The organism is Streptomyces sp. NPDC016562, assembly GCF_043076955.1.
GTDB lineage: Bacteria > Actinomycetota > Actinomycetes > Streptomycetales > Streptomycetaceae > Streptomyces.
The window spans coordinates 540,014-564,077 of the sequence record NZ_JBIBRZ010000001.1 but is presented as its reverse complement, the minus strand read 5'-3'; the positions used below and the strand labels follow the sequence as shown (position 1 = coordinate 564,077).

Below are 24,064 nucleotides of genomic sequence, written 5' to 3'. Positions count from 1 at the left end.
CCGGAAGACACCCCCCACGCCCAGCCTGCCCGGCGATCCGGGGTCGGATGGCTATCCTCCATCTGTCCGGACCGATGACGCCCAAGGCTGGGGGTCCCCCCGCGAGGCGAGGGGAGGGCCGTTCCGGACCCCACGGAACGAGAGGCCGCCCACATGGAGACGACGAGCAGTAGCCGGGTCGGAGCGCAGACCGCCGAGGCACCCGCCGACGCGCCCGCGCCGGACCCGCAGACGAGCCCGCAGACCCCGACGCAGCCGCAGGAGGCAGCCGCTCCCGTGCCGTCGGCCCGCCGGACCGCCGAGAAGTTCCTGGCGGCCGACTTCCCCTGGTACGGGCTGGACGGGGCCTTCACCGGCCCCCGCTGGCTCATGCAGGTCGCAGCGGCCGCCGACGGCACCGTGGAGCACGGCTCCACCGGCCACGGCGACGAACCCTCCGCCCGCGGCGAGATCGCCACCGGCGAGAAGGAGCGCTTCGCGGTGGTCATCACCGTCGCGAGCAACCCGCTGCGCCGCAGCGGCGACGGCACCGGCGTCCTGGAGGCCACCTCGGTCTCCTCGGCGGCCTGGCTCGCCGGCTCCGCCCTCCTGGCCTACAGCTGGCCCGGGCAGATGGACCACTCCCTGCGCGACGACTGGCTGGACCAGCAGACCGAGGCCGCGTGGGAACTGGCCGACGACCTCGACGGGGAGGACTGGTCGACGCTGTCGCTGCCCGTGGACGGCGAACCGACGCCCTTCCACTACCGCGAGTCGGAGTTCGGGTGGGTGCTCGCCGGCTCCACCGGCAGCGGCGTCCACCTGGGAGCGTACGGCCGGGGGATGAGCGCGTACGGCCTCGGGTTCTCCGTGATCACTGACCTCGGCGCGTACGAGTAGCGGTCCGGGTAGGCGAAAGGGCACCGCCGACCGGCGGTGCCCTTTCGCGTACCCGGTGCGGGGTGCGCTGTGCGCACCCCGCCCGCGGCTCAGGTCAGAACTTGTTCCGCGGGGTGATGCCCAGCGACATGCCCGACAGGCCGCGGGCGCGGCCGCCCAGCTTGCCCGCGATGGCGCGCAGGGCCGCACCCGCCGGGGAGTCCGGGTCGGACAGGACGACCGGCTTGCCCTCGTCGCCGCCCTCGCGCAGCCGGACGTCGATCGGGATCGAACCCAGCACCGGGACCGTCGCGCCGACCGTCTTGGTCAGGCCGTCGGCGACCTTCTGGCCACCGCCCGAGCCGAAGACGTCCACCATCTCGTCGCAGTGCGGGCACGGCAGGCCCGACATGTTCTCGACGACGCCGACGATCTTCTGGTGGGTCTGCACGGCGATCGAGCCGGCCCGCTCCGCGACCTCGGCCGCGGCCTGCTGCGGGGTGGTCACGACGAGGATCTCGGCGTTCGGCACCAGCTGGGCCACGGAGATCGCGATGTCACCCGTACCCGGCGGCAGGTCCAGCAGCAGCACGTCCAGGTCGCCCCAGTACACGTCGGCCAGGAACTGCTGCAGGGCCCGGTGCAGCATCGGACCGCGCCACACCACCGGCGCGTTGCCCGGGGTGAACATGCCGATGGAGATGACCTTCACGCCGTGCGCGGACGGCGGCATGATCATGTTCTCGACCTGGGTCGGACGGCCGTCCACACCCAGCATGCGCGGCACGCTGTGGCCGTAGATGTCCGCGTCGACCACACCGACCTTCAGGCCGTCCGCCGCCATCGCCGCGGCCAGGTTGACCGTGACCGAGGACTTGCCGACGCCGCCCTTGCCGGACGCGACCGCGTACACACGGGTCAGCGAGCCCGGCTTGGCGAAGGGCACCTCGCGCTCGGCGGTGCCGCCGCGCAGCGAGGCCGCCAGCTCCTTGCGCTGCTCGTCGCTCATCACGTCCAGCGTGACGGAGACGGAGGTGACGCCCGCGACCTTCGCAACGGCCTCGGTGACGAGCTGGGTGATGGTGTCGCGCATGGGGCAGCCCGACACGGTCAGGTAGACCGTGACGGCGACCGCGCCGCCCTCACCGATCTCCACCGATTTGACCATGCCGAGCTCGGTGATCGGCCGGTGGATCTCGGGGTCGTTCACCGTCGCCAGGGCGTCCAGGATCGCGTCCTGCTCAGGCACGGCGGCGGAGCTTGTGTCGGTAGCCATGCCCCGATGGTACGGCTCGGTAGCACGGCTCAGGAAAGCCCGTCAGCGGTCGCCTTCATCACGTTCCGCGGGGAATAGACGCCGCTCGTCCATCTCCTTGATCAGGTCCTGGAACTCGGACCTGATCCAGTCACGCGTTGCCACCTCGCCCAGGCCCATCCGCAGGGCGGCGATCTCCCGGGTCAGGTACTCGGTGTCGGCGATGGAGCGCTCGTTCTGCTTGCGGTCCTGCTCCAGGTTGACCCGGTCGCGGTCGTCCTGCCGGTTCTGCGCGAGCAGGATCAGCGGAGCGGCGTAGGAGGCCTGGAGCGACAGCATCAGCGTCAGGAAGATGAACGGGTACTCGTCCCAGCGCAGGTCCTTCGGCGCGAAGATGTTCCACAGCACCCAGACGATGATGACGATCGTCATCCAGACGATGAACCGGCCCGTGCCGAGGAACCGCGCCACCCGCTCCGAGAGCCGCCCGAAGGCCTCCGGGTCGTACTCGGGCAGTAGCCGCCGCCGCGCGGGCCGCGGCAGGTCCAGCCGCACCCTCGACCGCGTCAGCGCGCTCGCCCCGGTGCTCGGAGCGGACTTCCCGGAGCGCTCGGCGGACCGCTCGGCGGCCTCCGCCGCCAGCCCCTGCTCGCGCACCTGCGTCCGCGCCTGCTCGCGCCGCTCGCGGATCTGCTCCCTGCGCCGCTCGCGCGCCTGCTCGCCGCGCCCCCGCTCGAAGCGCCCCCGGTCACTGGCCACGTACGGCCTCCTCGGAATGGAAGTCCGTCTCGCGCCAGTCGTCCGGCAGCAGGTGGTCCAGTACGTCGTCGACCGTCACCGCGCCGAGCAGCGAGCCGCTCTCGTCGACCACGGGCACCGCGACCATGTTGTAGGCGGCGAGATGGGTGGTCACCGCGGGCAGCGAGGCGTCCGGCCGCAGCGGCGGGAGGTCCGTGTCCACGATCGAGCTGACCAGCGTGAACGGCGGGTCGCGCAGCAGCCGCTGGAAGTGCACGGTGCCCAGGTACTTGCCCGTCGGCGTCTCGTCCGGCGGCCGGCACACGTACACCTGAGCCGCCAGCGCCGGCGACAGGTCCGCCTGCCGTACGCGGGCCAGCGCGTCCGCGACGGTCGCGTCCGGCCGCAGCACGATCGGCTCGGTGGTCATCAGGCCGCCGGCGGTGTTCTCCTCGTAGGACAGCAGCCGTCGCACGTCCGCCGCGTCGTCCGGCTGCATCAGCGTCAGCAGCCGTTCCTTGTCGTCCTCCGGCAGCTCGGACAGCAGGTCGGCCGCGTCGTCCGGGTCCATGGCCTCCAGGACGTCGGCGGCGCGCTCCTCCTTCAGCTTCCCGAGGATCTCCACCTGCTCGTCCTCGGGCAGCTCCTCCAGCACGTCCGCGAGCCGGTCGTCGTCCAGCGCGTTGGCCACCTCGGCGCGCCGCTTCGGCGTCAGGTGGTGCAGGACGTTCGCCACGTCGGCCGGACGCATCTGCTCGAAGGTGGCCACCAGGTTCTCGGCGCCCTGCCCGTGCTCCTCCAGCGAGAAGCCCGTCACCGCCGACCACTCCACGGTCAGGGTCTCGCCGCGCCGGCGCAGCGCACCCCCCTTGCCCTTCCGTACGAAGATCCGGTCGATCTCCCAGTCACGGCGGGCCGGCAGCTGCTGGATGGCCACGTCCAGGACGGTGACCTCCTCGCCGCTGGCGACCAGGGTGACGCGCCGGTCCAGCAGCTCGCCCAGGACCAGCCGTTCGGTGGGGCGCTGCTCGAAGCGCCGCATGTTGATGACGCCGGTGGTGATGACCTGGCCCGACTCCACGCCGGTGACCCGGGTCATCGGCAGGAAGACCCGGCGCCGGCTGACCACCTCGACCACCAGGCCCAGCAGCCGGGGCGGGCGCCCGCCGACGCGCAGCATCGCGACGAGGTCGCGGACGCGGCCGACCTGGTCGCCGTTGGGGTCGAAGACGGGCACACCCGACAGATGCGAGACGAAGATCCGCGGGGCGCCTGCAACCATCCGAGCGCCTCCTTGAGTGTCGATCAGCAGTCGTGCCGACCTCAATCTAGCCCGTGCCGCGCGAAAGCGTCCTGGTGGGCGGTCCGGGTGGGGCCCGGGGCGGGGGCCGGGCGGGGCCCGGCGTCGCCCGGGGGGCGCGGTCGCGGGGGGTGGCGTACGGGCGGGTACGCTGCCTGCTGCTTGCAGACGAACGACGAGAGGCACGGCCCGTGACCGCCTACTTCCCTGCCGCGCGGCTGCGCCGGGCCGCCTTGATCGGTGTGTTGTGCGCGGGCCTCGCCGTCACCGGTACGGGCTGCGGGGACGACCCCGACGAGGGCACGAACGGTGTCGGCAAGCTCTCCGCCGACAAGATCGAGGCGAAGGCGAAGGCGGCCGCCACGGAGGCCGACTCGGTGCACCTGTCCGGCACGCTGGTGAGCGGGGGCAAGTCCTTCACCCTCGACATGCGGCTGAAGTCGGACGGCGGCTCCGGCGAGGTGAAGTCGAAGGACGACACCTTCCAGCTGCTGCGGGTGGGCGAGCAGCTGTACCTGAAGGCGAGCGCGGCGTTCTGGGGCCAGTCCGACTCGGCGGGCAAGCTCGGCGACAAGTACGTGAAGGTGCCCGAGGGCGACCCCTCCTACAAGCAGTTCCGCGGCTTCACCGACATGGACGTGCTGCTGGACGGGCTGCTCGGGCTGGAGGGCAAGCTGGCGAAGGGCTCCTACACCAAGGTCGGGCACACGCGGGTGGTCCAGGTCACGGCGGACGCCGGCAAGGGCGGCAAGCTCTCGGTGTCGCTGGAGGGGACGCCGTACCCGCTGCTGATGGAGCGCGCGGGTGGGGCCGGGCGGGTGGAACTCGCGGAGTGGGGCAAGCCGTTCGCGCTCGACCCGCCGGCGGCGGACCAGACGGTCGACTACGGCTCCGAGCTGCCGACGACGAAGGAGAAGGGCGGCGGCGGGTCGGGGCCCGCGCCGTCCAAGGGGGCGGGGCAGGGGGCGAACCCCACGAAGCCGTAGCCCTGCGGGGCTGGCGGGTGGGTCTTGGGCCCGTGCCGCGCTGTTTCGCGTGCCGTGCCGTGCCGTTTTCCGTGCCGGGGCCGCCGGTGCGGGTGGGCCGGCTGCGTCGGGGCCGGGTGCGCGCCGGGGTGTCTCCTCGGGCGCCGAACGGTTCGGGGGGTCGGGGGGTGCGGCGGTGGTGCGTTCGGCGCCCTGCGGGGACACCCCGCCACACACCCGGCCCCGCCGCAACCGGCCTCGGTTCAGCCTCGGGCTTTTTTGCGCTTGAGGAGGAGCTTCGGGAGGTGGGCCGGGATGGGGTGGCGGGTGAGGGCCGGGGAGGGGAGAGGGGGTGCGGCCAGGGAGTCGTCCGGGAGGGGGCCCACCGTCTGCGGCTCCAGGCGGAGCAGCCGGCACTCGCGTGCCCAGCGCTCGGTCATGTCCTCCGAGTCGGGCGCGTTCAGCCGCTTGCCCTTGAGCTCCGCGACGGCCGCCGCCCACTCCTCGCCGCGGGGTGCGAGCTCCCGTACCGTCGCCGTCCAGGCCACCAGACGGCCGCCCTTGTCCTTGCTCCGTACGGTCACCTCGCAGGCCGCGCCGTCCGCCAGCCCCGGGAAGGGCTGTTCGCCGGGCCCGTCGCCCAGCACGTGGGCGGCGCCGTCCACCCAGGCGTGCCACAGGGCGCGGTCGGCCCCGGCGCCGCGGACCCAGATCAGGCCGGACTTCTTGGTGGCCTCCTCGACGAGGGCCAGGTCGAGCGCGCTGAGAGTCATGCGGACAGGGTAGGGGGTTCGTTCCCGGGCGCTACAGCCAGCCGTGGCGGCGCAGGGCGCGGTGGATGGTGAAGCAGATCCCGACGATCGAGGCCATCACCATCGGATAGCCGTACTTCCACTGGAGCTCGGGCATGTGCTCGAAGTTCATCCCGTACACGCCGCAGATCATCGTCGGCACGGCGATGATCGCCGCCCAGGAGGTGATCTTGCGCATGTCCTCGTTCTGGGCGACCGTCGCCTGCGCGAGATTGGCCTGGAGGATCGAGTTCAGCAGCTCGTCGAAGCCGACGACCTGCTCGTGCACGCGGGCGAGGTGGTCGGCGACGTCGCGGAAGTACTTCTGGATGTCCGGGTCGACCAGCCGCATCGGCCGCTCGCTCAGCAGCTCCATGGGGCGCAGCAGCGGCGCGACCGCCCGCTTGAACTCCAGCACCTCGCGCTTGAGCTGGTAGATGCGGCCCGCGTCGCCGCCGCGCGCGCTGCCCTTGGCGGGGGCGGCGAAGACCTCGCTCTCCACCTCGTCGATGTCGTCCTGCACGGCCGCGGCGACCGCGATGTAGCCGTCGACGACGTGGTCGGCGATGGAGTGCAGGACGGCCGAGGGGCCCTTGGAGAGGAGGTCCGGGTCGCCTTGGAGGCGGTGGCGCAGTCCCTTGAGGGAGCCCTGACCGCCGTGCCGGACGGTGATGACGAAGTCGGGGCCTGTGAAGCACATCACCTCGCCGGTCTCCACCACCTCGCTGGTGGCGGTCAGTTCGGCGTGGTCGACGTAGTGGATCGTCTTGAAGACGGTGAAGAGCGTGTCGTCGTAGCGCTCCAGCTTGGGCCGCTGGTGCGCGTGCACCGCGTCCTCCACGGCCAGCGGGTGCAAACCGAAGGTCGCCGCGATCCCCGCGAACTCGGCCTCGGTCGGCTCGTGCAGGCCGATCCAGGCGAAACCGCCGTCCTCGCGGACCCGGCGCATCGCCTCACGCGGTGTCAGACAGGCGGATCCGAAGACCCGTCGGCCGTCGCGGTAGACGGCGCAGTCGACCACCGCGCTGCTCGCCGACGGGTCGCGGGTGGTGTCGTAGCCGGGCTGTGCGGCGGTGGACTTGCGCAGGGACGGACGGACGGCCGCACGCAGGTAGGGCAGCATCGACATGGCAGGCTCCTTCGCACGCACGGCCGCGGCCGTACGGGTGGGAGACCTTCCGGCGCTGCGGGCAGGCGGCCCCGGACAACCGGAAGGAACAGGACGGGAGGACAAAACGTTCTGCCGTCGCTCTTCTACTGATCAGGAGATCACAGGGGGCGCGGTGCGCCCGGCAGGGAAGCGGAAGAGCGATTGGTACTGCACGATCGACTTCGATCCATCGCAGCCCCACCTCCTCCGGCCGGTCCCCCGTGGGGGACGTCCTGTCGTCCGGAGCCTTGAAACAACGCTTCTGCGTGCGGCCCGAACCAGCTGTCAACACTATCAGCCGACGACTGGTCAAGACCCGCCCTTTACCCGGCTGATACGAGTTCTATGCTCCATCCATGGCAGAAATTCTGGCCCTCGTCGAGTCCCGGCTGCGTACGGCGTTCGGTGACCCCGACGCCCGAGCCGCCGTCACCTTCCTGGGCACCGACCGCATCGAGGTCCTCCGCTTCGCCGAGGGCGACCTCGTGCGGTACGCGACCCTCGGGATGTCCGCACACCCGATGACCGATCCGACCGCCGTGGTCGCCGACCCCGTACGGGGCCCGCGCGCCGAGCTGGTCCTGACCGTACGGGCCGGGCTGGCGGCCACCGACAAGCTGCTGCGGCCGCTCGCGGTGCTGGCCGCGTCCCCTCAGGTCGAGGGGCTTGTCGTGGCGCCCGGGGCCTCGCTGGACGTGGGCGCGCCGCTCTGGGACGGGGCGCCGTTCAGCTCCGTCCTGGTGGCGGAACCCGGCGGGCTGGTGGAGGATTTGGAGCTGGACGAGCCGATGGACCCGGTGCGGTTCCTGCCGCTCCTTCCGATGACGGCGAACGAGGCCGCGTGGAAGCGCGTGCACGGCGCGGCCGCGCTCCAGGAGCGCTGGCTCGCGCGCGGGACGGATCTGAGGGACCCGCTGCGCAGCGCCGTGGCGCTCGACTGACCGGACCGGCGGCCCGGATGGGCGAGCGCGCCTTGACGGCGGGCCGGGCGGGGAGGAGCGTGGTTTCTCATGAGGGGTGAACCAAGTTGCCCGAAGTGCGGTGGCCGGGTCAGGGCGCCCGGACTCTTCTCCGACTCCTGGCAGTGCGCCCTGCACGGCACTGTCCACCCCCTGCAACCCGTCATCCCGCCGAGCGTCGAAGGTCTGGGCGTGATCGTGCACCGCGCCCGGGTGCCGGTGTGGATGCCCTGGCCGCTGCCGGTGGGGTGGCTGTTCACGGGGGTCGCGTCCGCCGGTGACGACCGCAGCGGGGGCCGGGCGACGGCGGTGGCCTGCTCGGGGCCCGGGCCGCTGGGGGGCATCGGCGAGCTGCTGCTGATCGCGGAGGAGCTGGGCGTGGGCCTGGGCGCGCGGTACGCGGGCATCGACGGCCCCGACCCCGGCTCGCACATCAACGTCTCCGCGCCGCCCCACGCCAAGGTGGTCGCGGCGGGCCGCCCGACCCCGCTCTGGCACGTCAACGGCGGCCCCGACGACCGGGCCGTCTTCGCCGGCGAGGCCCGGGGCCTGTGGCTATGGGCCATCGTCTGGCCGGAGCAGTCCGGCCTCCTCATGTACGACGAGCTCGTCCTCACCGATCTCCGCGACGCGGGAGCGGAGGTCGAGCTCCTTCCGTGCGGGGCCCTGAGCCCCCGCATCCTCGGGCCGGACCAGAGCAAGACCGCTTAGCCGCGCTGCGTACGAGCGGGCTCCGTCCGCCCGGTTATCCTGGAGTGTCCCCGTCCGTACGACCCATGGAGCCCGGCTGTGCGCATCGACCTGCACGCCCACTCCACGGCCTCGGACGGCACGGACACCCCCGCCGAGCTGATGCGCGCCGCCGCCCTTGCCGGGCTGGACGTGGTGGCGCTGACCGACCACGACACCGTGGCCGGGTACGCCGAGGCCGTCGCCGCGTTGCCGGCCGGGCTGACGCTGGTGACGGGGGCCGAGCTGTCCTGCCGCCTCGACGGCGTCGGGATGCACATGCTGGCGTACCTCTTCGACCCCGAGGAGCCCGAGCTCCACGCCGAGCGGGAGCTCGTCAGGGACGACCGGACCCCGCGCGCCCAAGCCATGATCGGCAAGCTCCAGGCCCTCGGCGTGGACGTCACCTGGGACCAGGTGGCGCGGATCGCCGGTGCGGGCTCGGTCGGGCGGCCGCACATCGCCACCGCCCTCGTCGAGCTGGGCGTCGTCCCCACCGTCTCGGACGCCTTCACGCCCGAGTGGCTGGCCGACGGCGGCCGCGCGTACGCCGAGAAGCACGAGCTCAACCCATTCGACGCCATCCGCCTGGTCAAGGCGGCCGGCGGCGTCACCGTCTTCGCGCACCCCGCCGCCGTCAAGCGCGGCCGGTGCGTGCCCGAGGCCGCGATAGCCGAGCTGGCGGCCGCGGGTCTGGACGGCATCGAGGTGGACCACATGGACCACGACGCCGACACCCGGGCGCGGCTGCGCGGCCTGGCGGCGGACCTCGGACTGCTGACCACCGGGTCCAGCGACTACCACGGCAGCCGCAAGACCTGCCGCCTCGGGGAGTACACCACCGACCCCGAGATCTACGGCGAGATCACGCGCCGAGCCACCGGGGCCTTCCCCGTGCCCGGCGCCGGCGGACGCGCGCGCTGACGGCCGCTCTGCGGCCCGCTCCACCCGTCTCGCGTCTCGCGACGCGCACCCTCTTCGCACCACCCCTCTCTCCTGCAAGGCATCACTGTGTTCGACTTCGCCGTCTTCGGATCCCTTTTTCTCACCCTTTTTGTGATTATGGACCCGCCCGGGATCACGCCGATCTTCCTGGCCCTGACCTCCGGCCGCCCCGCCAAGGTGCAGCGCCGCATGGCCTGGCAGGCCGTCTGCGTGGCCTTCGGCGTCATCGCCGTCTTCGGCATCTGCGGCCAGCAGATCCTGGACTACCTGCACGTCTCCGTCCCGGCGCTGATGATCGCCGGTGGTCTGCTGCTCCTGCTCATCGCGCTGGACCTGCTCACCGGCAAGACCGATGAGCCGAAGCAGACCAAGGACGTGAACGTCGCCCTGGTCCCCCTGGGCATGCCGCTGCTGGCCGGGCCCGGTGCGATCGTGTCCGTCATCCTGGCGGTGCAGAAGGCGGACGGGGTCAGCGGGCAGGTCTCGGTCTGGGCCGCGATCCTCGCCATGCACATCGTGCTGTGGATCACCATGCGCTACTCCCTGGTGATCATCCGGGTGATCAAGGACGGCGGCGTGGTCCTCGTGACGCGGCTCGCCGGCATGATGCTCTCGGCCATCGCCGTGCAGCAGATCATCAACGGCGTGCTCCAGGTCGTGCGCGGCGCCTGACCGCCGCGCGCCCCGCAGCCGCGCACGCCCTCGCACATGCGAACGCCCCCGCACCGGTCCCGGTGCGGGGGCGTGAACGTATCGCGTGAAGCGTCAGGAGGACGCACTCTCGGCCGGTCGGATCAAAATGCGCTGGCCGACTGATGCGGCCTGCTGCACGATCCTGTTGACGGAGGCCGCGTCCACGACGGTGCTGTCCACGGCAGATCCGTCGACGTCGTCCAGGCGCAGAATTTCGAAGCGCACGGGCTTCTCCCTTCGTCAGTGTTCTCCTTGCACAGGGTTAACGAAGGGTACGCCTCAATCATTCCCTACGCTAAGGAAATTTTTTCACTGGCTAAGGATTAGCTGGTGGAAGCGTTCCAGAAGCCGGCCAGCGCAGCGGCCGTGACCTGCGGCGCCTCGGCGTTCGGAGAGTGCTCCGTGCCCGCCACGACCACCCGCTCCGCACCCAGCCGCACGGCCATCTCGTCCAGCAGCGGGACCGGCCACGCGTAGTCGACGGCCCCCGACAGGACCAGCTTCGGCAGCTCGACCCGGGCGAGCTCCTCCACCCGGTCCGGTTCCGAGATCAGCACCCGGCCCGTGGCGATCAGCTGCTCGGGGACGGTGCTCACCCACCGCTGGCTCAGGAAGAGCGCCAGCGCGGGGGCGTCCGGGGCCTGGTCCTGCGGGTCGTGGGCGCGCATCGCCGCCCAGATGGCCGGCATGTCGTCGCCCATCGCCTCCAGCGCCGCCACCAGCAGCTTCGTACGGGCCTGCTGCTCCTCGGAGATCGCGGCGGGGCCGCTGCTCATCAAGGTCAGCGAGGCGAAGGGGGCCGCGTCGCGCAGCACGGCCGCGCGCGAGATCAGACCCCCGAGCGAGTGGCCGACCAGGTGCACGCGGTCCGCTCCGAGCGCGCGGGTCTGCGCGAGGAGGTCCAGGGCCAGCTCCTCCAGGGCGTACGCCGACTCCTCGCGCGGGCCGGGGCTCTCGTACTGCCCGCGTCCGTCGACGGCCACCACCCGGTACCCGGCCGCGGCCAGCGGCTCCAGGAGCCCGATGAAGTCCTCCTTGCTGCCCGTGAACCCCGGCACCAGCAGAGCGGTGCCGCGGACCGGCTCGCCGGCCTCGTGCACCGCGAAGGTGCCACGGTCGGTGGTGAGGTCGTACGCACGGGCGACGGACGGCAGGGTGAGGCGCGGAGGCTTGCTCATGGCCCGAGGTTACCGGCCCGTACGCCGACGCACAGCCCCGGATGCGCCGATGGCCCCGGCCCCCTCGGAAGGGGGATCGGGGCCATCGGCGCGTACGGGTCCTACGGGAGTACTACGCCTCCGGAGCGGCCGCGACCTTGCGGGTGCGCGTGCGCTTCGGCTTGGCGGGGGCCTCCTCGGCCACCGGGGCGGCCTCGGCGGCGGCCGGGGCGGCCACGGCCACCTTGCGCGGCGCGCGGGTGCGCTTGGCCTTGACCGGCTCCACGGGCGGGGCCATCTGGAAGTCCGGCTCCGGAGCGGCCGCGACCACCTTGCGGGGCGCGCGGGCACGCGTCGGCTTCACGGGCTCCAGCGGCGCGGCCGTCTGGAAGTCCGGCTCCGTGGCGACCTCGGCCACCTTGCGGGGCGCGCGGGTGCGCTTCGGCTTCACGGGCGCCTCGTCGGCGGCCGGAGCCGGGGCCACGGGGGCCTCGACGACGGCAGCCTCGGCCACGGGGGCCTCGACGACCGCGGCGGCGGCCTTGCGGGTGCGGGTGCGCTTCGGCTTGACCGGAGCCTCCTCGGCCACGACGGCCGCGGCGGCTTCGGCGACCGGAGCGGCCACGGCGACCGGAGCGGCCTCCACGGCCTGCACGGCCTCGACGGCCTGGGCCGGCACGGCGCCGACCCGGGTGCGCCGGCGGCGCGGCCTGCGCGGCTCGTCACCGGCCGGAGCCTGCGACGCGGGCGCGTCCGCCACGGGGGCGGGCGCGGCGGCGGCCTCGGTGCCCAGGTCCGAACCGCCACGGGTACGGCGGCGCTGGCGCGGCGTACGGGTGCGCTCGGGGCGCTCCTCGGTCACCACGGCGGCGGCGGCCGGACCGCGACCGCCACGGCCACCGCGGCCGCCGGTCTCGCCCAGGTCCTCCAGGTTCTCGGCCTTCAGGCCCGCCCGCGTGCGCTCGGCGCGCGGCAGGATGCCCTTGGTGCCGGCCGGGATGTTCAGCTGCTCGAACAGGTGCGGGGACGTGGAGTACGTCTCCAGCGGGTCGTGGAAGTCCAGCTCCAGCGCCTTGTTGATCAGCTGCCAGCGCGGGATGTCGTCCCAGTCGACCAGGGTGACGGCGATGCCCTTGTTGCCCGCGCGGCCGGTACGGCCCACGCGGTGCAGGAAGGTCTTCTCGTCCTCCGGCGTCTGGTAGTTGATGACGTGGGTCACACCCTCGACGTCGATACCGCGGGCCGCGACGTCGGTGCACACCAGCACGTCGACCTTGCCGTTGCGGAACGCGCGCAGCGCCTGCTCGCGCGCACCCTGGCCCAGGTCGCCGTGGACGGCGCCGGACGCGAAGCCGCGCTTCTCCAGCTGCTCGGCGATGTCGGCCGCCGTGCGCTTGGTACGGCAGAAGATCATGGCGAGGCCACGGCCCTCGGCCTGCAGGATGCGGGAGACGAGCTCCGGCTTGTCCATGTTGTGCGCACGGAAGACGTGCTGCGCGATGTTGGCCACGGTCGCGCCCTCGCCGTCCTCGGAGACGGCGCGGATGTGCGTGGGCTGCGTCATGTACCGGCGGGCCAGGCCGATGACCGCGCCCGGCATGGTCGCCGAGAACAGCATGGTCTGACGCTTCACGGGCAGGTAGCCCATGATCTTCTCGACGTCGGGCAGGAAGCCCAGGTCGAGCATCTCGTCGGCCTCGTCCAGGACGAGCGCCTTGACGTGCGACAGGTCGAGCTTCTTCTGCCCGGCCAGGTCGAGCAGGCGGCCCGGGGTGCCGACGATCACGTCGACGCCCTTGTTGAGCGCCTCGACCTGGGGCTCGTACGCCCGGCCGCCGTATATGGCGAGGACCCGGACGTTGCGGACCTTGCCCGCGGTGAGGAGGTCGTTGGTGACCTGGGTGCACAGCTCGCGGGTCGGAACCACCACGAGGGCCTGCGGAGCGTTGGTCAGCTGCTCGGGCCTGGCCCGGCCCGCCTCGACGTCCGCGGGGACGATGACCCGCTCCAGCAGGGGAAGGCCGAAACCGAGCGTCTTGCCGGTTCCGGTCTTGGCCTGGCCGATGACGTCCGTGCCGGAGAGGGCGACGGGGAGGGTCATCTCCTGGATCGGGAAGGGGGACACGATGCCGACGGCCTCAAGGGCTTCGGCGGTTTCGGGAAGGATCCCGAGGTCTCGGAACGTAGTCAGGGTGCTGCCTCTTCTGTGAGACGCGGCGCGAGGCGGCGAGGGGGGTCGTACCGTGCTGTGCTTGCAGTACTGCTACGTACGAAGCTGCGCGGGACCACTAGCCTTCGCTCAGGCGCATCTGCCGCTGAGGGGGCCCCTCGTAAGAGGCGGTACGCATGAACGTACGCACCACACCGAGGGCGGTCGGTTGGAGCCGATCGGGCCACCGACCGGGCATCCTCATTCGGATGGCCCGCCGACTGCTCGGCAGGCGCATTACCACTGTACCCCGGAATCGCGCAGGTGTGTCGGATGAATTCACCGGGTAGGCGCGTTTAGCTGGACGGGCCAGGTGGTTCGGGGCGCCATTCGGCGGGCTATTGTGCGGAGCATGTCGACCGTAGAAAACGCCTCGCCCGCCGACGACAGCGCACCCGCCGCAGCCGAGGGGATCGCCTCCCAGGACTGGGCGGCCGCCTCTGCCTCGCCGCAGTACCGCGCGGCCGTCGTGGACCTGCTCGGCGCACTCGCGTACGGAGAGCTCGCGGCCTTCGAGCGCCTCGCGGAGGACGCGAAGCTCGCGCCCACCCTGGACGACAAGGCCGAGCTCGCCGCCATGGCCTCCGCTGAATTCCACCACTTCGAGCGGCTGCGCGACCGCCTCGCTGCGATCGAGGTCGAGCCCACCGCCGCCATGGAGCCCTTCGCGAAGGGCGTCGACGACTTCCACCGCCAGACCGCGCCGTCCGACTGGCTGGAGGGCCTGGTCAAGGCCTACGTCGGCGACTCCATCGCCAGCGACTTCTACCGCGAGGTCGCCTCCCACCTGGACACCGACACCCGGGGCCTCGTGCTCGGCGTGCTCGACGACACCGGCCACGGCAACTTCGCCGTCGAGAAGGTGCGCGCCGCGATCGAGGCGGACCCGCGCTGCGGCGGCCGGCTCGCGCTGTGGGCCCGCCGGCTGATGGGCGAGGCACTCTCCCAGGCCCAGCGCGTGGTCGCCGAGCGCGACGCGCTGTCGACCATGCTGGTCGGCGGCGTCGACGGGATGGCGGCGGGCTTCGACCTGGCGGCCGTCGGCGAGATGTTCGCCCGGATCACCAAGGCGCACACCAAGCGGATGGCGGCCCTCGGCCTCGCCGCCTGACCGGCCGCCCGCTACGTACTCCGGCCCCGGCACGCGCTCTGCGTGCCGGGGCCGAGGTATGTGATCACGAAGTCGAAGTCAGGGGTCATCCCCGCGACGGGAGCGAAAACGGAGTCCTGTGCGGGGGCCTGCGGGGCCCGGAGGCCGGCCGGAGCAGCAGCGACAGCACCACCGCCGACACGAGCACCCCGCCGACGAAGGTGGCGGTCAGGGTGTTGTGCCCGGGGCCGAGCGCGAAGTGGGTGAGGTACGCCCCGAACAGGGCCCCCAGCACTCCGCTGACCAGCACCACTCTGGTGGACGGCAGCCGACGCGCGAGCACTCGGGCGGCTGTCGCGGACAGGGCGAGGCCCAACAGCGCGGAGCCGAGCACTTCCATCAGCAGCATCAAGGTCTCTCCCATACGTCAGGGCAAACCGGGTCACTGCCGTCCTACCCGAAGCGGAAGAAACGGAAACGGCCCGGCGGAATCAACCACCGGGCCGTTTCGGACAGTTCTCAGAGCGTGCCGAAACCGACCTTGCGCACGCTCGGCTCGCCCAGGTCGACGTACGACAGGCGGTCGGACGGCACCAGGACCTTGCGGCCCTTGTTGTCGGTGAGGCTCAGCAGCGGCGCGGTGCCGGACAGCGCGGCGGTGACGATGCTCTCCAGCTCCTCGGCGCTCAGGTCGCTCTCCAGCACGATCTCCCGGGGTGCGTGCTGCACGCCGATCTTGACCTCCACGGCTATGTCCCTCCGACGATCCGGTTCGCGCGATCAGCCGCGCCGTACGCGGTCCACATTAGCCCGGAGAGGGGACGCGGAAGCGCAGAGCGGACACGCTCGCAGCGAACAGGAGCGAACCAGGAGCGAACCGGCAGCGGCCGGGAGCGGACGCCGGAAGGATCAGCCCTCCGTGCCGTGCAGCGGGAAACCGGCGATGCCGCGCCAGGCCAGCGAGGTCAGCAGACCCACCGCCGTGTCACGGGCGACCGGGCTCTCACTGGACAGCCAGTAGCGCGCCACGACCTGCGAGACCCCGCCCAGGCCCACGGCCAGCAGCATCGACTCGTCCTTGGACAGACCGGTGTCCTCGGCGATGACCTCGCAGATGGCCTCGGCGCACTGGAGCGAGACGCGGTCGACGCGCTCGCGCACCGCCGGCTCGTTCGTCAGGTCGGACTCGAAGACCAGCCGGAAGGCGCCGCCCTCCTCCTCGACGTACGCGAAGTACGCGTCCATCGTGGCGGCCACACGCAGCTTGTTGTCCGTCGTCGACGCGAGCGCGGTGCGCACGGCCAGCAGCAGGGACTCGCAGTGCTGGTCCAGCAGCGCCAGGTAGAGGTCGAGCTTGCCGGGGAAGTGCTGGTACAGCACCGGCTTGCTCACTCCGGCACGCTCGGCGATGTCGTCCATCGCGGCCGCGTGGTACCCCTGCGCGACGAAAACCTCCTGAGCCGCGCCCAGCAGCTGGTTGCGCCGGGCTCGGCGCGGCAGTCGCGTGCCCCGCGGACGCGCTGCCTCGGTCTGCTCGATGGCTGTCACGCCGCCTCCCACTTTCTCTAAGAACACAGTGCGCTCTGCGCCGCGCCGCCATCGTACTTTTCGGTAACCGAATCTGGAGGGTTCGAGCCGAGTTTTCTCGCGGTGCGGACGCGTCACGGACGCCCGGAGGCGCTGGTCAGCGGTTGGTCAGCCGTCGGTCAGCCGGTGGTCAGCGGTCGGTCCGCCGTCGCGCAGCGGTCGCCGGGTGCTCGCTCAGCGGTAGTCCTCCTCGTCCAGCGGGACCACCCGTGCCTGCTCGACGGCGTCACCGTCCGCGGCCTGACCCTCCTCCGCACCGGTGACCGGATCGTCCTCGTCCGGCCGCAGATCGGCCAGCTGCTCCGCCACATCCGCCTCGGGCGCCTCGGGATCGAGGGCGTCGGGGATCTCCTCCCGGAAGGTGTCCGGCTCCGCAGGGTCGACAGTCATGCCGCTGCCCTCGCTTCCTTGTTCTCACATACGAGCCTAGGAGGATCGCGGGTACCCCGCTATACGGCTCGGCACACGCCTGTGACGGCGAACACAAGAAGACGGGCGTGATCGTCTCGTAACATTGCCCGCATGTCTTCGACCGAGCTGCCGGGCGTACGGTCCACCGCCGAGCTGTCCTCCCTGGTGGGAGCCGTCCGGGTGGCCGAGGGGGAGCAGCTGCGCACGACCGCGCTGCCCGGACTCGAGCTGGCCGTCCGGGTGCGCCCGGCGGAGCGCGCGGGCCTGCCGCCCGCGCTGTTCGTCCACGGACTCGGCGGTTCCTCGCAGAACTGGTCGGACCTCATGGCGCAGCTGGCGGACACCGTCGACGGCGAGGCCCTGGACCTGCCCGGCTTCGGCTGGTCCCCGCCGCCCGCCGACCGGGACTACTCCGTCACGGCGTTCGCCCGCGCCGTCATCCGCCACCTCGACGCCGCCGGGCGCGGCCCGGTCCACCTGTTCGGAAACTCCCTCGGCGGAGCCGTCTCCACCCGCGTCGCCGCCGTCCGGCCCGACCTGGTGCGCACCCTGACGCTGGTCTCGCCCGCCCTGCCCGAGCTGCGCGTGCAGAGTTCGGCCGTGCCGACCGCGCTCCTCGCGCTCCCCGGGATGGCCGCGCTCCTCCTGCGGCTGACGCGGGGACTGAGCGCCGAGGAGCGCACCCGCGGGGTGACGGCCCTCTGTTACGGAGACCCCTCCCGGGTGACACCCGAGGGCTTCCGCCACGCCGTGGAGGAGATGGAGCGGCGGATGGCGCTGCCGTACTTCTGGGAGGCGATGACCCGCTCCGCGCGCGGCATCGTCGACGCCTACACCCTCGGTGGCCAGCACGGACTGTGGCGCCAGGCACAGCGGGTACTCGCCCCCTCCCTGCTGGTCTACGGTGGGCGGGACCAGCTGGTCTCGTACCGCATGGCGCGCAAGGCGGCCGCCGCCTACCGGGGTTCGCGGCTGCTGTGTCTTCCGGAGGCCGGACACGTGGCGATGATGGAGTACCCCGAGACGGTGGCCGCCGCCTTCCGGGAGCTGCTCCGGGACACCGAAGACGACAGAGGCTGAGGACCGTGGGACGACATAGTCGCAAGGACCCCGCCCCGGCCCCCGCCCGTCCGCGGCCGGCGCCCGCACCCCTGCCGTACGAGGAGCCGCCCGCCCCGTACCGGCCGGAACCCACCGTCACCCATCAGGGGTACGTGCCCGCCGAGGCGCGGGCCGGCGGCCACCCCCAGCACCACGAGTCCGGCGGCGCCTGGGGCGCCGGCCCCGGCTCGGGCTCCGTGTACGGGGACTGGCGCGGGGTGCCGCGCACCCCCCGGGGCTCCACCGCCGTCCTGGACGGCGACACCCCGGCCTTCGGCACGCCGGCGGTGGGCTTCCCGCAGGTCACCCTGCCGCCAGCGCCGACGCCCGCGCCCGTGTCCGTACCCCCGGCCGCGTCCGCGCCCGACGCCGTCACCTCGACCGGCTCGCACCGCCGGGTGCCGGGGCCCCGCAGACCGGTCGATCCCGTCCCCGAGGAGCCCGGCTCCGGCCGTGGCCGGACCGCCCGCACCTACACCGGCATGGCCGCCGTGGCCGTCGCCGCCGTACTCGCCGTGACCGTCGCCGTGCACCTGGCCTCCGACGGCGACGGGGCCGGCGCCAAGCAGGGCGCGCTCGCGGCGGCCGGCCAGGACCAGGCCGCCGCGGCCCCGGGCGCCGCCACGCCGGCGGCGCCCGCCGCGACCCCCGCCGCGGCGCCCGCGCCCGCGCCGGAGCTGACGTACGAGCAGCAGATGGCCCAGCAGCTGCCGATCGACGCGAAACTCGCCGGGCCCGGCACCTTCGACACCGTGCCCGGCCTGGCCAAGGCCCCCGGCAAGGGCAAGCTCGTGCGCTACCGGGTCGACGTCGAGCAGGGACTGGGCCTGGACCCGCAGCTCTTCGCCGAGGCCGTCCACCGCACCCTCAACGACCCGCGCAGCTGGGCCCACGGCGGCGCGATGACCTTCGAGCGGGTGCCGGGCGGCGAGGCCGACTTCGTGATCACCCTGGCCAGTCCCGGCACCACCGGCACGTGGTGCGCCAAGTCCGGCCTGGACACCACCATCGACAACGTCTCCTGCGACTCCGCGTCGACCGACCGCGTGATGATCAACGCGTTCCGGTGGGCACAGGGCTCCTCCACCTACGGCCCGGACCAGATGGTCGCCTACCGCCAGATGCTCATCAACCACGAGGTCGGGCACCGCCTGGGACACGGGCACGTGAGCTGCCGCACACCGGGCGCGCTCGCCCCGATCATGCAGCAGCAGACCAAGTCCCTGGACATCGACGGAATTCAGTGCAAGCCCAACCCCTGGGTATATCCGGGGAATTGAGGCGCGGTCCGGGACACACGGGCGACGCAGTACTTCTTAGCGTGCTCGAACGCGAACCGTACGGGAAAGTTACGACTCTTCACCCCTTCCGGTGGCGCGACGGACAACCGTCCGCCGCGCCTCGGGCATATCCGCTTGAGTTCTCCAGCGGCGGGTCACCTGACCGACGGTGACCGCCCGAACGGGAGATCGGTGGTGCCACTCGTGCGGATCGGACTGCTTACGGAAGGTGGTTATCCGTATGCGACGGGGGAGGCGAGGCTGTGGTGCGACCGGCTCGTGCGCGGACTCCCGCAGCACGAGTTCGAGCTCTACGCCCTGAGCCGCAGCGCCGAGCAGGAACGCGCCCGGGTGCTGCTGCCCGAGCACGTCACCCAGGTCCGTACGGCCCCCCTGTGGGCCCCCGCCGACGACGGCCGCAGCTACGCGCGGCGTGAACGGCGGCGCTTCGCGGGCCATTTCACCGAGCTGGTCCGCGGGATCTGCGCCGGGGAGCCCGAACCCTTCGCCTCCGGGCTGTACGGGCTCGCCGAACTCGCCCGCGACGAGGGCGGTCTGTACGCGGCCCTGCGCTCCGAGTCCGCGGTGCGCGCCCTGGAGTCCGCCTGCCGGGCGCCCGGCGCCGCCCGCACCGTCCAGACGGCGCAGGTGTCCGACCTGCTGGAGTTCGTGGACGCACTGGAGCGCATGCTGCGGCCGCTGTCCCTCGACTGGTACGAGGAGCCCGGCAATCTCGGCGCGGTCGACGTCTGCCACGCCGCGGCGGGCGGGGTCGCGGCGATCCCCGGGCTGTTGGCCAAACGCTTCTTCGGAGTACCGCTGCTGGTCACCGAGTACGGGGTGCAGCTGCGGGCCCACTACCTGGAGCACCAGCCGGACGCCTCCTTCGGGCCCGGCGGCCCCTACGACGCCCCCCGTCCCGCCGTACGGGCCCTGCTCGCGGCCTTCCACCTGCGGCTGGCCGCCGAGATCTACGCCCGGGCCGACCTGCTCACGCCCGGCAACGCGCACGCCCGGCGCTGGCAGGAGCGGTGCGGGGCCACCAAGGACCGGCTGCGGACCGTCTATCCCGGGATGGAGGCGGACCGATTCGCCACCGTGGGCGAGGCCGTGGACTGCGGGGACCCGGACACCCTGGTGTGGGTCGGGCGGATGGAGCCCGCCAAGGACCTCATCGGCCTGCTGCACGCCTTCACCGAGGTCCGCAGGGCCGCGCCGCACGCCCGGCTGCGGATCTTCGCCACGGCCGTGGATCCCGGCTACCTCGCCGACTGCCGGTCCCTGGCCGCCCAGCTCTTCCCCGACGAGGCCGCGGACGCCGTCACCGCCGGGGAGAGCCCCGTCACCTTCGAGGAGATCGGCGGACCCGAGGCCCCCACCCCGGCCGAGGCCTACGGAGCGGGGCGCGTCGCCGTGCTGTCCTCCGTGGTCGAGGGCTTCCCGATCACCCTGGCCGAGGCCATGTTCTGCGGCCGGGCCACCGTCTCCACCGACGTGGGCGCCGTGTACGAGGTCATCGGAGGCACCGGCCTCGTCGTCCCGCCGCGCAACCCGCGGGCGCTCGCCGACGCCTGCCTGTCGCTGCTGGAGGACCCCGCGCGGGCCCAGCGCCTGGGCGCGGCCGCGCGGGCCAGGGCCCTGGAGCTGTTCACCGTCGAGCAGAACGTGGCCGCCTTCCAGGACATCTACCTGCGGCTGCTGGCGCGGGGCTCCGCGCGGCCCGACGGCGAGGTGCCCTTCGCCCGCCCCGCCGAAGCCCGGGTCCCGGGTCACTGGACCAGCCCGTCCTGGGCCGAGCCCGTTCCGGAGGCGACGGTATGACCCCGAACGCGAACCCCGCCCCGCGGTCGGCCGACCCGGCCGGGGAGACGCCGGCCGACCCGGCCTTCGAGGCCGCGGGTCCGGGGCGCGGCCCCGGCGGCGGCGCCGCGCGTGCGATCCCGTCGCCGGGTGCCGAGCCCCCGGACGCCCGTGCCCCGCACGCCGACGGGGCCGCGTCCGTCCCCGACGGGGCCGGCTTAGCCCCCGGCCCGCGTCCCCGGGCGCGGGTCCCCCGGACGGGTGAGGCGCAGCGGTCCGGGCCGCGGCGCAGCGCCGGGGACCCCGTCAAGGCGCTGCTGCACCGGCACCGGGAGCTGTGCGCCCGGGCCGTGGACCCGCTGGAGATCGCCGCCGGGCTGGAGGCCCACGGCCTCACCGACCGCACCGCCGCGCGCTTCCGGCACCGGGACGTCTTCTCGCTGGCCGAGGAGCTCTACGCCCGCACCCCCCGCGGGGAGCAGCCCGGCGCCCTGCCCGACCGCGTCCCCGCGGGGGCCGCCGCGTACCGCGGCTTCGGCTTCGCCCTGCTGCCCGGGGCCCTCGCCCTCGGCGCGAGCGCCGCCGGACAGGCCTGGGCCGGGCCCGCCGCCGTGGCCGCCACCGTCGTCTGCCTGGTGTGGCCCGGCCGGGCCGCCTGCGGCCGGTTCCGCTACGCCGCGCACCTGCTCGCCGCCGCCCTCGTCGGCTGGGCCGCGCACCGGCACGGCGCCGCCCTCGCCGTCGGCCTCGCCCTGGCCGTCGCCCCCGGACACCTGCTCGCCGCCGCCTTCGCCGCCGGGGCCCGCGCCCGGCTCGACGGGAGCCGCGCCCTGGAGGACTTCTCGGACCGGGCCCGGCCCCTGCTGCTCGCGGCCGTCACCGTGTTCACCGCGGCCGCCGCCGGGGCCGCCGCGCTCGCCGGGGCCCCGCTGACGGTCGCGGTGCCGCTCGCCCTGCTGCTGTTCCTGACCCGGCTGCTGCTGCGGCACGGCGCCCACCGCGGACCCGTCGGCGCCGCGCTCGCCCTGGCCCTGGTGCCGTCCCCCGCGGCGGCCGCCGCCGCCGCGGCGGGACTCCTCGTCCACGCCGTCCTCGCCCTGTCCCGCGCGTCCGCGCACGCGCGGCCCTGACCTTCGGAGCCGACGCCGAACGCCGTACCCGTACCCCGCCCCATCCGTCCCTCCACCCACCCGCAAGGAGACACAGACATGACCGGCCAGCCAACCAACCAAGGGGTCACGCGATGAGGGTGCTGCTGATCGGAGCCAACGGATACCTCGGCCGCTACGTCGCCGACCGGCTGCTCGCCGACCCCGCCGTCCAGCTCACCGCGCTCGGCCGCGGCGACGACGCCGACGTCCGCTTCGACCTCGCCACCGGCAGCCCCGGTGCGCTCACCCGCTTCCTGGACGCCGTCCACCCGGGCGTCGTCATCAACTGCGCCGGCGCCACCCGGGGCGGGGCCCGGGAGCTGACCCGGCACAACACCGTCGCCGTCGCCACGATCTGCGAGTCCCTGCGCCGCAGCGGCTGCGGGGCGCGCCTCGTCCAGCTGGGCTGCGCCGCCGAGTACGGTCCCAGCCAGCCCGGATCGTCCACGGCCGAGGACGCCGTGCCGAGACCGGGCGGGCCGTACGGCGTCAGCAAGCTGGCCGCCACCGAGCTGGTCCTCGGCTCCGGGCTGGACGCCGTCGTCCTGCGGATCTTCTCGCCCGTCGGCCCCGGCACCCCCGCCGGATCCCCGCTCGGCCGGCTCGCCGAGGCCATGCGCCGCGCGATGCAGTCCGGGGACGGCGAGCTCAAGCTCAGCGGGCTCGGCGTCCAGCGCGACTTCGTCGACGTGCGGGACGTGGCGCGGGCCGTGCACGCCGCCTCCCTGTCCGCCGCCCAGGGCGTCGTCAACATCGGCACCGGCCGCGCGGTCCGGCTGCGCGACGCGGCGGGCGTCCTGGCCCGGGTCGCCGGTTACGCGGGCGCCCTGCACGAGCTCGACGTCCCGCACGGCGGAGCCCAGCAGCACGGACACCCCGGCCGCCCGGCCGGGCTCGCCTCCATCGGATCGCCCCGCTCCGAGGTCACCGCCGAGCAGCTCGCCGCCGCGGCGCCCCCGCCGTACCCCTACCCCGACGGCTGCGGTGCCTGGCAGCAGGCGGACGTCCGTACCGCCCGGGACCGGCTGGGCTGGCGGCCCCGGATCAACCTGGAGGAGTCCCTCGCGGACATCTGGATGGAGGCGGCGTGCCGTATCTGACCACCCCGCCGGGAGCCGTGACCGCCGCCGCGACCGAGGCCGGGCGGCTGGGCCTGGGGATCCCCGGCTACGCGCACCCGCTGCTCGCCCCCGTCGAGTGGGCCGAGCTGACCCGCCCCGGCACTCCGCTGCACTGGGCCGTGCTCAACGTCGCGGACGGCCCGGGCGGGCGGCCCGACCCGCACTGCTCGCAGGCGGCCGGCAAGCTGCGCGCGGCCGGCGGTACCGTGCTCGGGCATCTCGCCATGCGAGACGGGGCGCGGTCCTTCGGGGAGCTGGTCTCGGACGCCCACCGCTTCCGGGACTGGTACGGGGTCGGCGGCTTCTACCTCGCGCAGGCCCCCGCCGACAAGGCGGACCTGGCCTCGGTGTGCCGGGTCGTCGACACCCTGCGCGGCCTGGGGGAGGATCTCCGGATCGTCCTCGGGCACGGCACCCACCCCTGCGAGGGGTACGCGCACGCCGCCGATCAGCTGGTCACCTTCTCGGGGGCCTGGGCCGACTACCGGTGGTCGCAGGTGGCGGAGTGGACCGCCGACCACCCGGCGGAGCGGTTCTGCCACCTCGTCCACGGGGTGCCGCGCACCCACCTGGAGGAGGCCATGCGGATCGCCCGCTGGCAGGGCGCCGGCACGATCTGGTTCACGGACCGGCAGGCGGTCGGCGAGCGTGACCCGTGGGCCTCAATGCCCGCGTACTGGGACGAAATCGTCTCACGTATCGGGACAGGTGTCTTGGAATGAAGACGGGCGTGGCAGTGTTACGGGGAGAACCACCCTGAAGACGTAACCATCT

Annotated in this window: 25 protein-coding genes; 13 read left to right on the top strand and 12 right to left on the bottom strand. The window is 73.3% G+C overall.

What is annotated here, in order from left to right; translation table 11 throughout:
* Window positions 1-153 precede the first annotated feature (153 nt).
* Entirely contained in the window at window positions 154-879 is a 726-nt protein-coding gene (locus tag ACF059_RS02560; protein ID WP_366866481.1) for a hypothetical protein, read from the top strand.
* A gap of 94 nt (window positions 880-973) precedes the next feature.
* Here ACF059_RS02560 and ACF059_RS02555 read toward each other — a convergent pair whose 3' ends face one another.
* From ACF059_RS02555 to ACF059_RS02545, 3 genes are all read right to left on the bottom strand, one after another.
* Entirely contained in the window at window positions 974-2,134 is a 1,161-nt protein-coding gene (locus ACF059_RS02555) for an Mrp/NBP35 family ATP-binding protein (RefSeq protein ID WP_360903477.1), read from the bottom strand.
* Window positions 2,135-2,176: 42 nt separating this feature from the next.
* Complete coding sequence (locus ACF059_RS02550) at window positions 2,177-2,683, bottom strand: DUF1003 domain-containing protein (protein WP_360903498.1); 507 nt, start codon at window positions 2,681-2,683, stop codon at window positions 2,177-2,179.
* A gap of 178 nt (window positions 2,684-2,861) precedes the next feature.
* Window positions 2,862-4,133: a magnesium transporter MgtE N-terminal domain-containing protein gene (locus tag ACF059_RS02545; RefSeq protein WP_360903480.1), complete on the bottom strand. Its 1,272-nt coding sequence runs from the start codon at window positions 4,131-4,133 to the stop codon at window positions 2,862-2,864.
* Window positions 4,134-4,342: 209 nt separating this feature from the next.
* On the opposite strand from ACF059_RS02545, the gene ACF059_RS02540 reads away from it, so the two are divergent.
* Window positions 4,343-5,137 carry a hypothetical protein gene (locus ACF059_RS02540; RefSeq protein ID WP_366866480.1) on the top strand — a complete coding sequence of 265 codons (795 nt, stop codon included), beginning with the start codon at window positions 4,343-4,345 and terminating at the stop codon, window positions 5,135-5,137.
* A 242-nt stretch (window positions 5,138-5,379) separates the two neighbouring features.
* Here the strand turns inward: ACF059_RS02540 and ACF059_RS02535 are convergent, their stop codons facing one another.
* Together ACF059_RS02535 and ACF059_RS02530 are read right to left on the bottom strand one after the other, a co-directional pair.
* Window positions 5,380-5,889: a hypothetical protein gene (locus ACF059_RS02535; protein WP_392050363.1), complete on the bottom strand. Its 510-nt coding sequence runs from the start codon at window positions 5,887-5,889 to the stop codon at window positions 5,380-5,382.
* A 31-nt stretch (window positions 5,890-5,920) separates the two neighbouring features.
* Window positions 5,921-7,036 carry a magnesium and cobalt transport protein CorA gene (locus ACF059_RS02530; RefSeq protein WP_361952438.1) on the bottom strand — a complete coding sequence of 372 codons (1,116 nt, stop codon included), beginning with the start codon at window positions 7,034-7,036 and terminating at the stop codon, window positions 5,921-5,923.
* Between the two features lie 377 nt (window positions 7,037-7,413).
* Between ACF059_RS02530 and ACF059_RS02525 the strand changes: the two genes are divergently transcribed.
* The 4 genes from ACF059_RS02525 (at window position 7,414) to ACF059_RS02510 (ending at window position 10,362) form a co-directional block, all read left to right on the top strand.
* Window positions 7,414-7,998 (top strand): suppressor of fused domain protein, encoded by a 585-nt coding sequence (locus tag ACF059_RS02525; protein WP_361952435.1) that lies wholly within the window; start codon window positions 7,414-7,416, stop codon window positions 7,996-7,998.
* Window positions 7,999-8,067: 69 nt separating this feature from the next.
* Entirely contained in the window at window positions 8,068-8,727 is a 660-nt protein-coding gene (locus tag ACF059_RS02520; RefSeq protein WP_366866478.1) for a DUF6758 family protein, read from the top strand.
* Window positions 8,728-8,805: 78 nt separating this feature from the next.
* Window positions 8,806-9,669, top strand: coding sequence for a PHP domain-containing protein (locus ACF059_RS02515; RefSeq protein ID WP_392050360.1), 864 nt, complete (start codon window positions 8,806-8,808; stop codon window positions 9,667-9,669).
* An 87-nt stretch (window positions 9,670-9,756) separates the two neighbouring features.
* On the top strand, window positions 9,757-10,362 hold the full coding sequence (locus ACF059_RS02510) for a MarC family protein (RefSeq protein WP_361952426.1): 606 nt from the start codon (window positions 9,757-9,759) through the stop codon (window positions 10,360-10,362).
* 93 nt (window positions 10,363-10,455) lie between these two features.
* On the opposite strand, the gene ACF059_RS02505 is transcribed toward ACF059_RS02510, so the two are convergent.
* The 3 genes from ACF059_RS02505 to ACF059_RS02495 all read right to left on the bottom strand — a co-directional run bounded on the left by ACF059_RS02505 (window position 10,456) and on the right by ACF059_RS02495 (window position 13,665).
* Window positions 10,456-10,608: a hypothetical protein gene (locus tag ACF059_RS02505; protein ID WP_099889616.1), complete on the bottom strand. Its 153-nt coding sequence runs from the start codon at window positions 10,606-10,608 to the stop codon at window positions 10,456-10,458.
* A gap of 98 nt (window positions 10,609-10,706) precedes the next feature.
* Window positions 10,707-11,561 carry an alpha/beta fold hydrolase gene (locus ACF059_RS02500; protein WP_392050356.1) on the bottom strand — a complete coding sequence of 285 codons (855 nt, stop codon included), beginning with the start codon at window positions 11,559-11,561 and terminating at the stop codon, window positions 10,707-10,709.
* Between the two features lie 112 nt (window positions 11,562-11,673).
* Window positions 11,674-13,665: a DEAD/DEAH box helicase gene (locus ACF059_RS02495; protein WP_392050352.1), complete on the bottom strand. Its 1,992-nt coding sequence runs from the start codon at window positions 13,663-13,665 to the stop codon at window positions 11,674-11,676.
* A 436-nt stretch (window positions 13,666-14,101) separates the two neighbouring features.
* Between ACF059_RS02495 and ACF059_RS02490 the strand changes: the two genes are divergently transcribed.
* Window positions 14,102-14,860 carry a ferritin-like fold-containing protein gene (locus ACF059_RS02490; RefSeq protein WP_392050349.1) on the top strand — a complete coding sequence of 253 codons (759 nt, stop codon included), beginning with the start codon at window positions 14,102-14,104 and terminating at the stop codon, window positions 14,858-14,860.
* 85 nt (window positions 14,861-14,945) lie between these two features.
* Here the strand turns inward: ACF059_RS02490 and ACF059_RS02485 are convergent, their stop codons facing one another.
* From ACF059_RS02485 to ACF059_RS02470, 4 genes are all read right to left on the bottom strand, one after another.
* Complete coding sequence (locus ACF059_RS02485; protein WP_360903740.1) at window positions 14,946-15,248, bottom strand: hypothetical protein; 303 nt, start codon at window positions 15,246-15,248, stop codon at window positions 14,946-14,948.
* A 110-nt stretch (window positions 15,249-15,358) separates the two neighbouring features.
* Window positions 15,359-15,586 carry a DUF3107 domain-containing protein gene (locus ACF059_RS02480; protein WP_366866474.1) on the bottom strand — a complete coding sequence of 76 codons (228 nt, stop codon included), beginning with the start codon at window positions 15,584-15,586 and terminating at the stop codon, window positions 15,359-15,361.
* A 162-nt stretch (window positions 15,587-15,748) separates the two neighbouring features.
* Window positions 15,749-16,387 carry a TetR/AcrR family transcriptional regulator gene (locus ACF059_RS02475; protein WP_392050346.1) on the bottom strand — a complete coding sequence of 213 codons (639 nt, stop codon included), beginning with the start codon at window positions 16,385-16,387 and terminating at the stop codon, window positions 15,749-15,751.
* A gap of 213 nt (window positions 16,388-16,600) precedes the next feature.
* Window positions 16,601-16,816 (bottom strand): hypothetical protein, encoded by a 216-nt coding sequence (locus ACF059_RS02470; RefSeq protein WP_392050344.1) that lies wholly within the window; start codon window positions 16,814-16,816, stop codon window positions 16,601-16,603.
* Window positions 16,817-16,948: 132 nt separating this feature from the next.
* Between ACF059_RS02470 and ACF059_RS02465 the strand changes: the two genes are divergently transcribed.
* From ACF059_RS02465 to ACF059_RS02440, 6 genes are all read left to right on the top strand, one after another.
* Window positions 16,949-17,917, top strand: coding sequence for an alpha/beta fold hydrolase (locus ACF059_RS02465; protein ID WP_392050341.1), 969 nt, complete (start codon window positions 16,949-16,951; stop codon window positions 17,915-17,917).
* Window positions 17,918-17,922: 5 nt separating this feature from the next.
* Window positions 17,923-19,218, top strand: coding sequence for a DUF3152 domain-containing protein (locus ACF059_RS02460; RefSeq protein WP_392050338.1), 1,296 nt, complete (start codon window positions 17,923-17,925; stop codon window positions 19,216-19,218).
* A 204-nt stretch (window positions 19,219-19,422) separates the two neighbouring features.
* Complete coding sequence (locus tag ACF059_RS02455; protein WP_392050335.1) at window positions 19,423-21,039, top strand: DUF3492 domain-containing protein; 1,617 nt, start codon at window positions 19,423-19,425, stop codon at window positions 21,037-21,039.
* Window positions 21,036-22,148, top strand: coding sequence for a hypothetical protein (locus ACF059_RS02450; protein ID WP_392050333.1), 1,113 nt, complete (start codon window positions 21,036-21,038; stop codon window positions 22,146-22,148). The genes ACF059_RS02455 and ACF059_RS02450 overlap by 4 nt, the downstream gene beginning before the upstream one ends.
* A 113-nt stretch (window positions 22,149-22,261) precedes the next feature.
* On the top strand, window positions 22,262-23,269 hold the full coding sequence (locus ACF059_RS02445; RefSeq protein ID WP_360903722.1) for an NAD-dependent epimerase/dehydratase: 1,008 nt from the start codon (window positions 22,262-22,264) through the stop codon (window positions 23,267-23,269).
* Window positions 23,257-24,012, top strand: a complete 756-nt coding sequence (locus ACF059_RS02440) for a spherulation-specific family 4 protein (protein ID WP_392050330.1) — start codon at window positions 23,257-23,259, stop codon at window positions 24,010-24,012. The genes ACF059_RS02445 and ACF059_RS02440 overlap by 13 nt, the downstream gene beginning before the upstream one ends.
* Window positions 24,013-24,064: the final 52 nt, after the last annotated feature.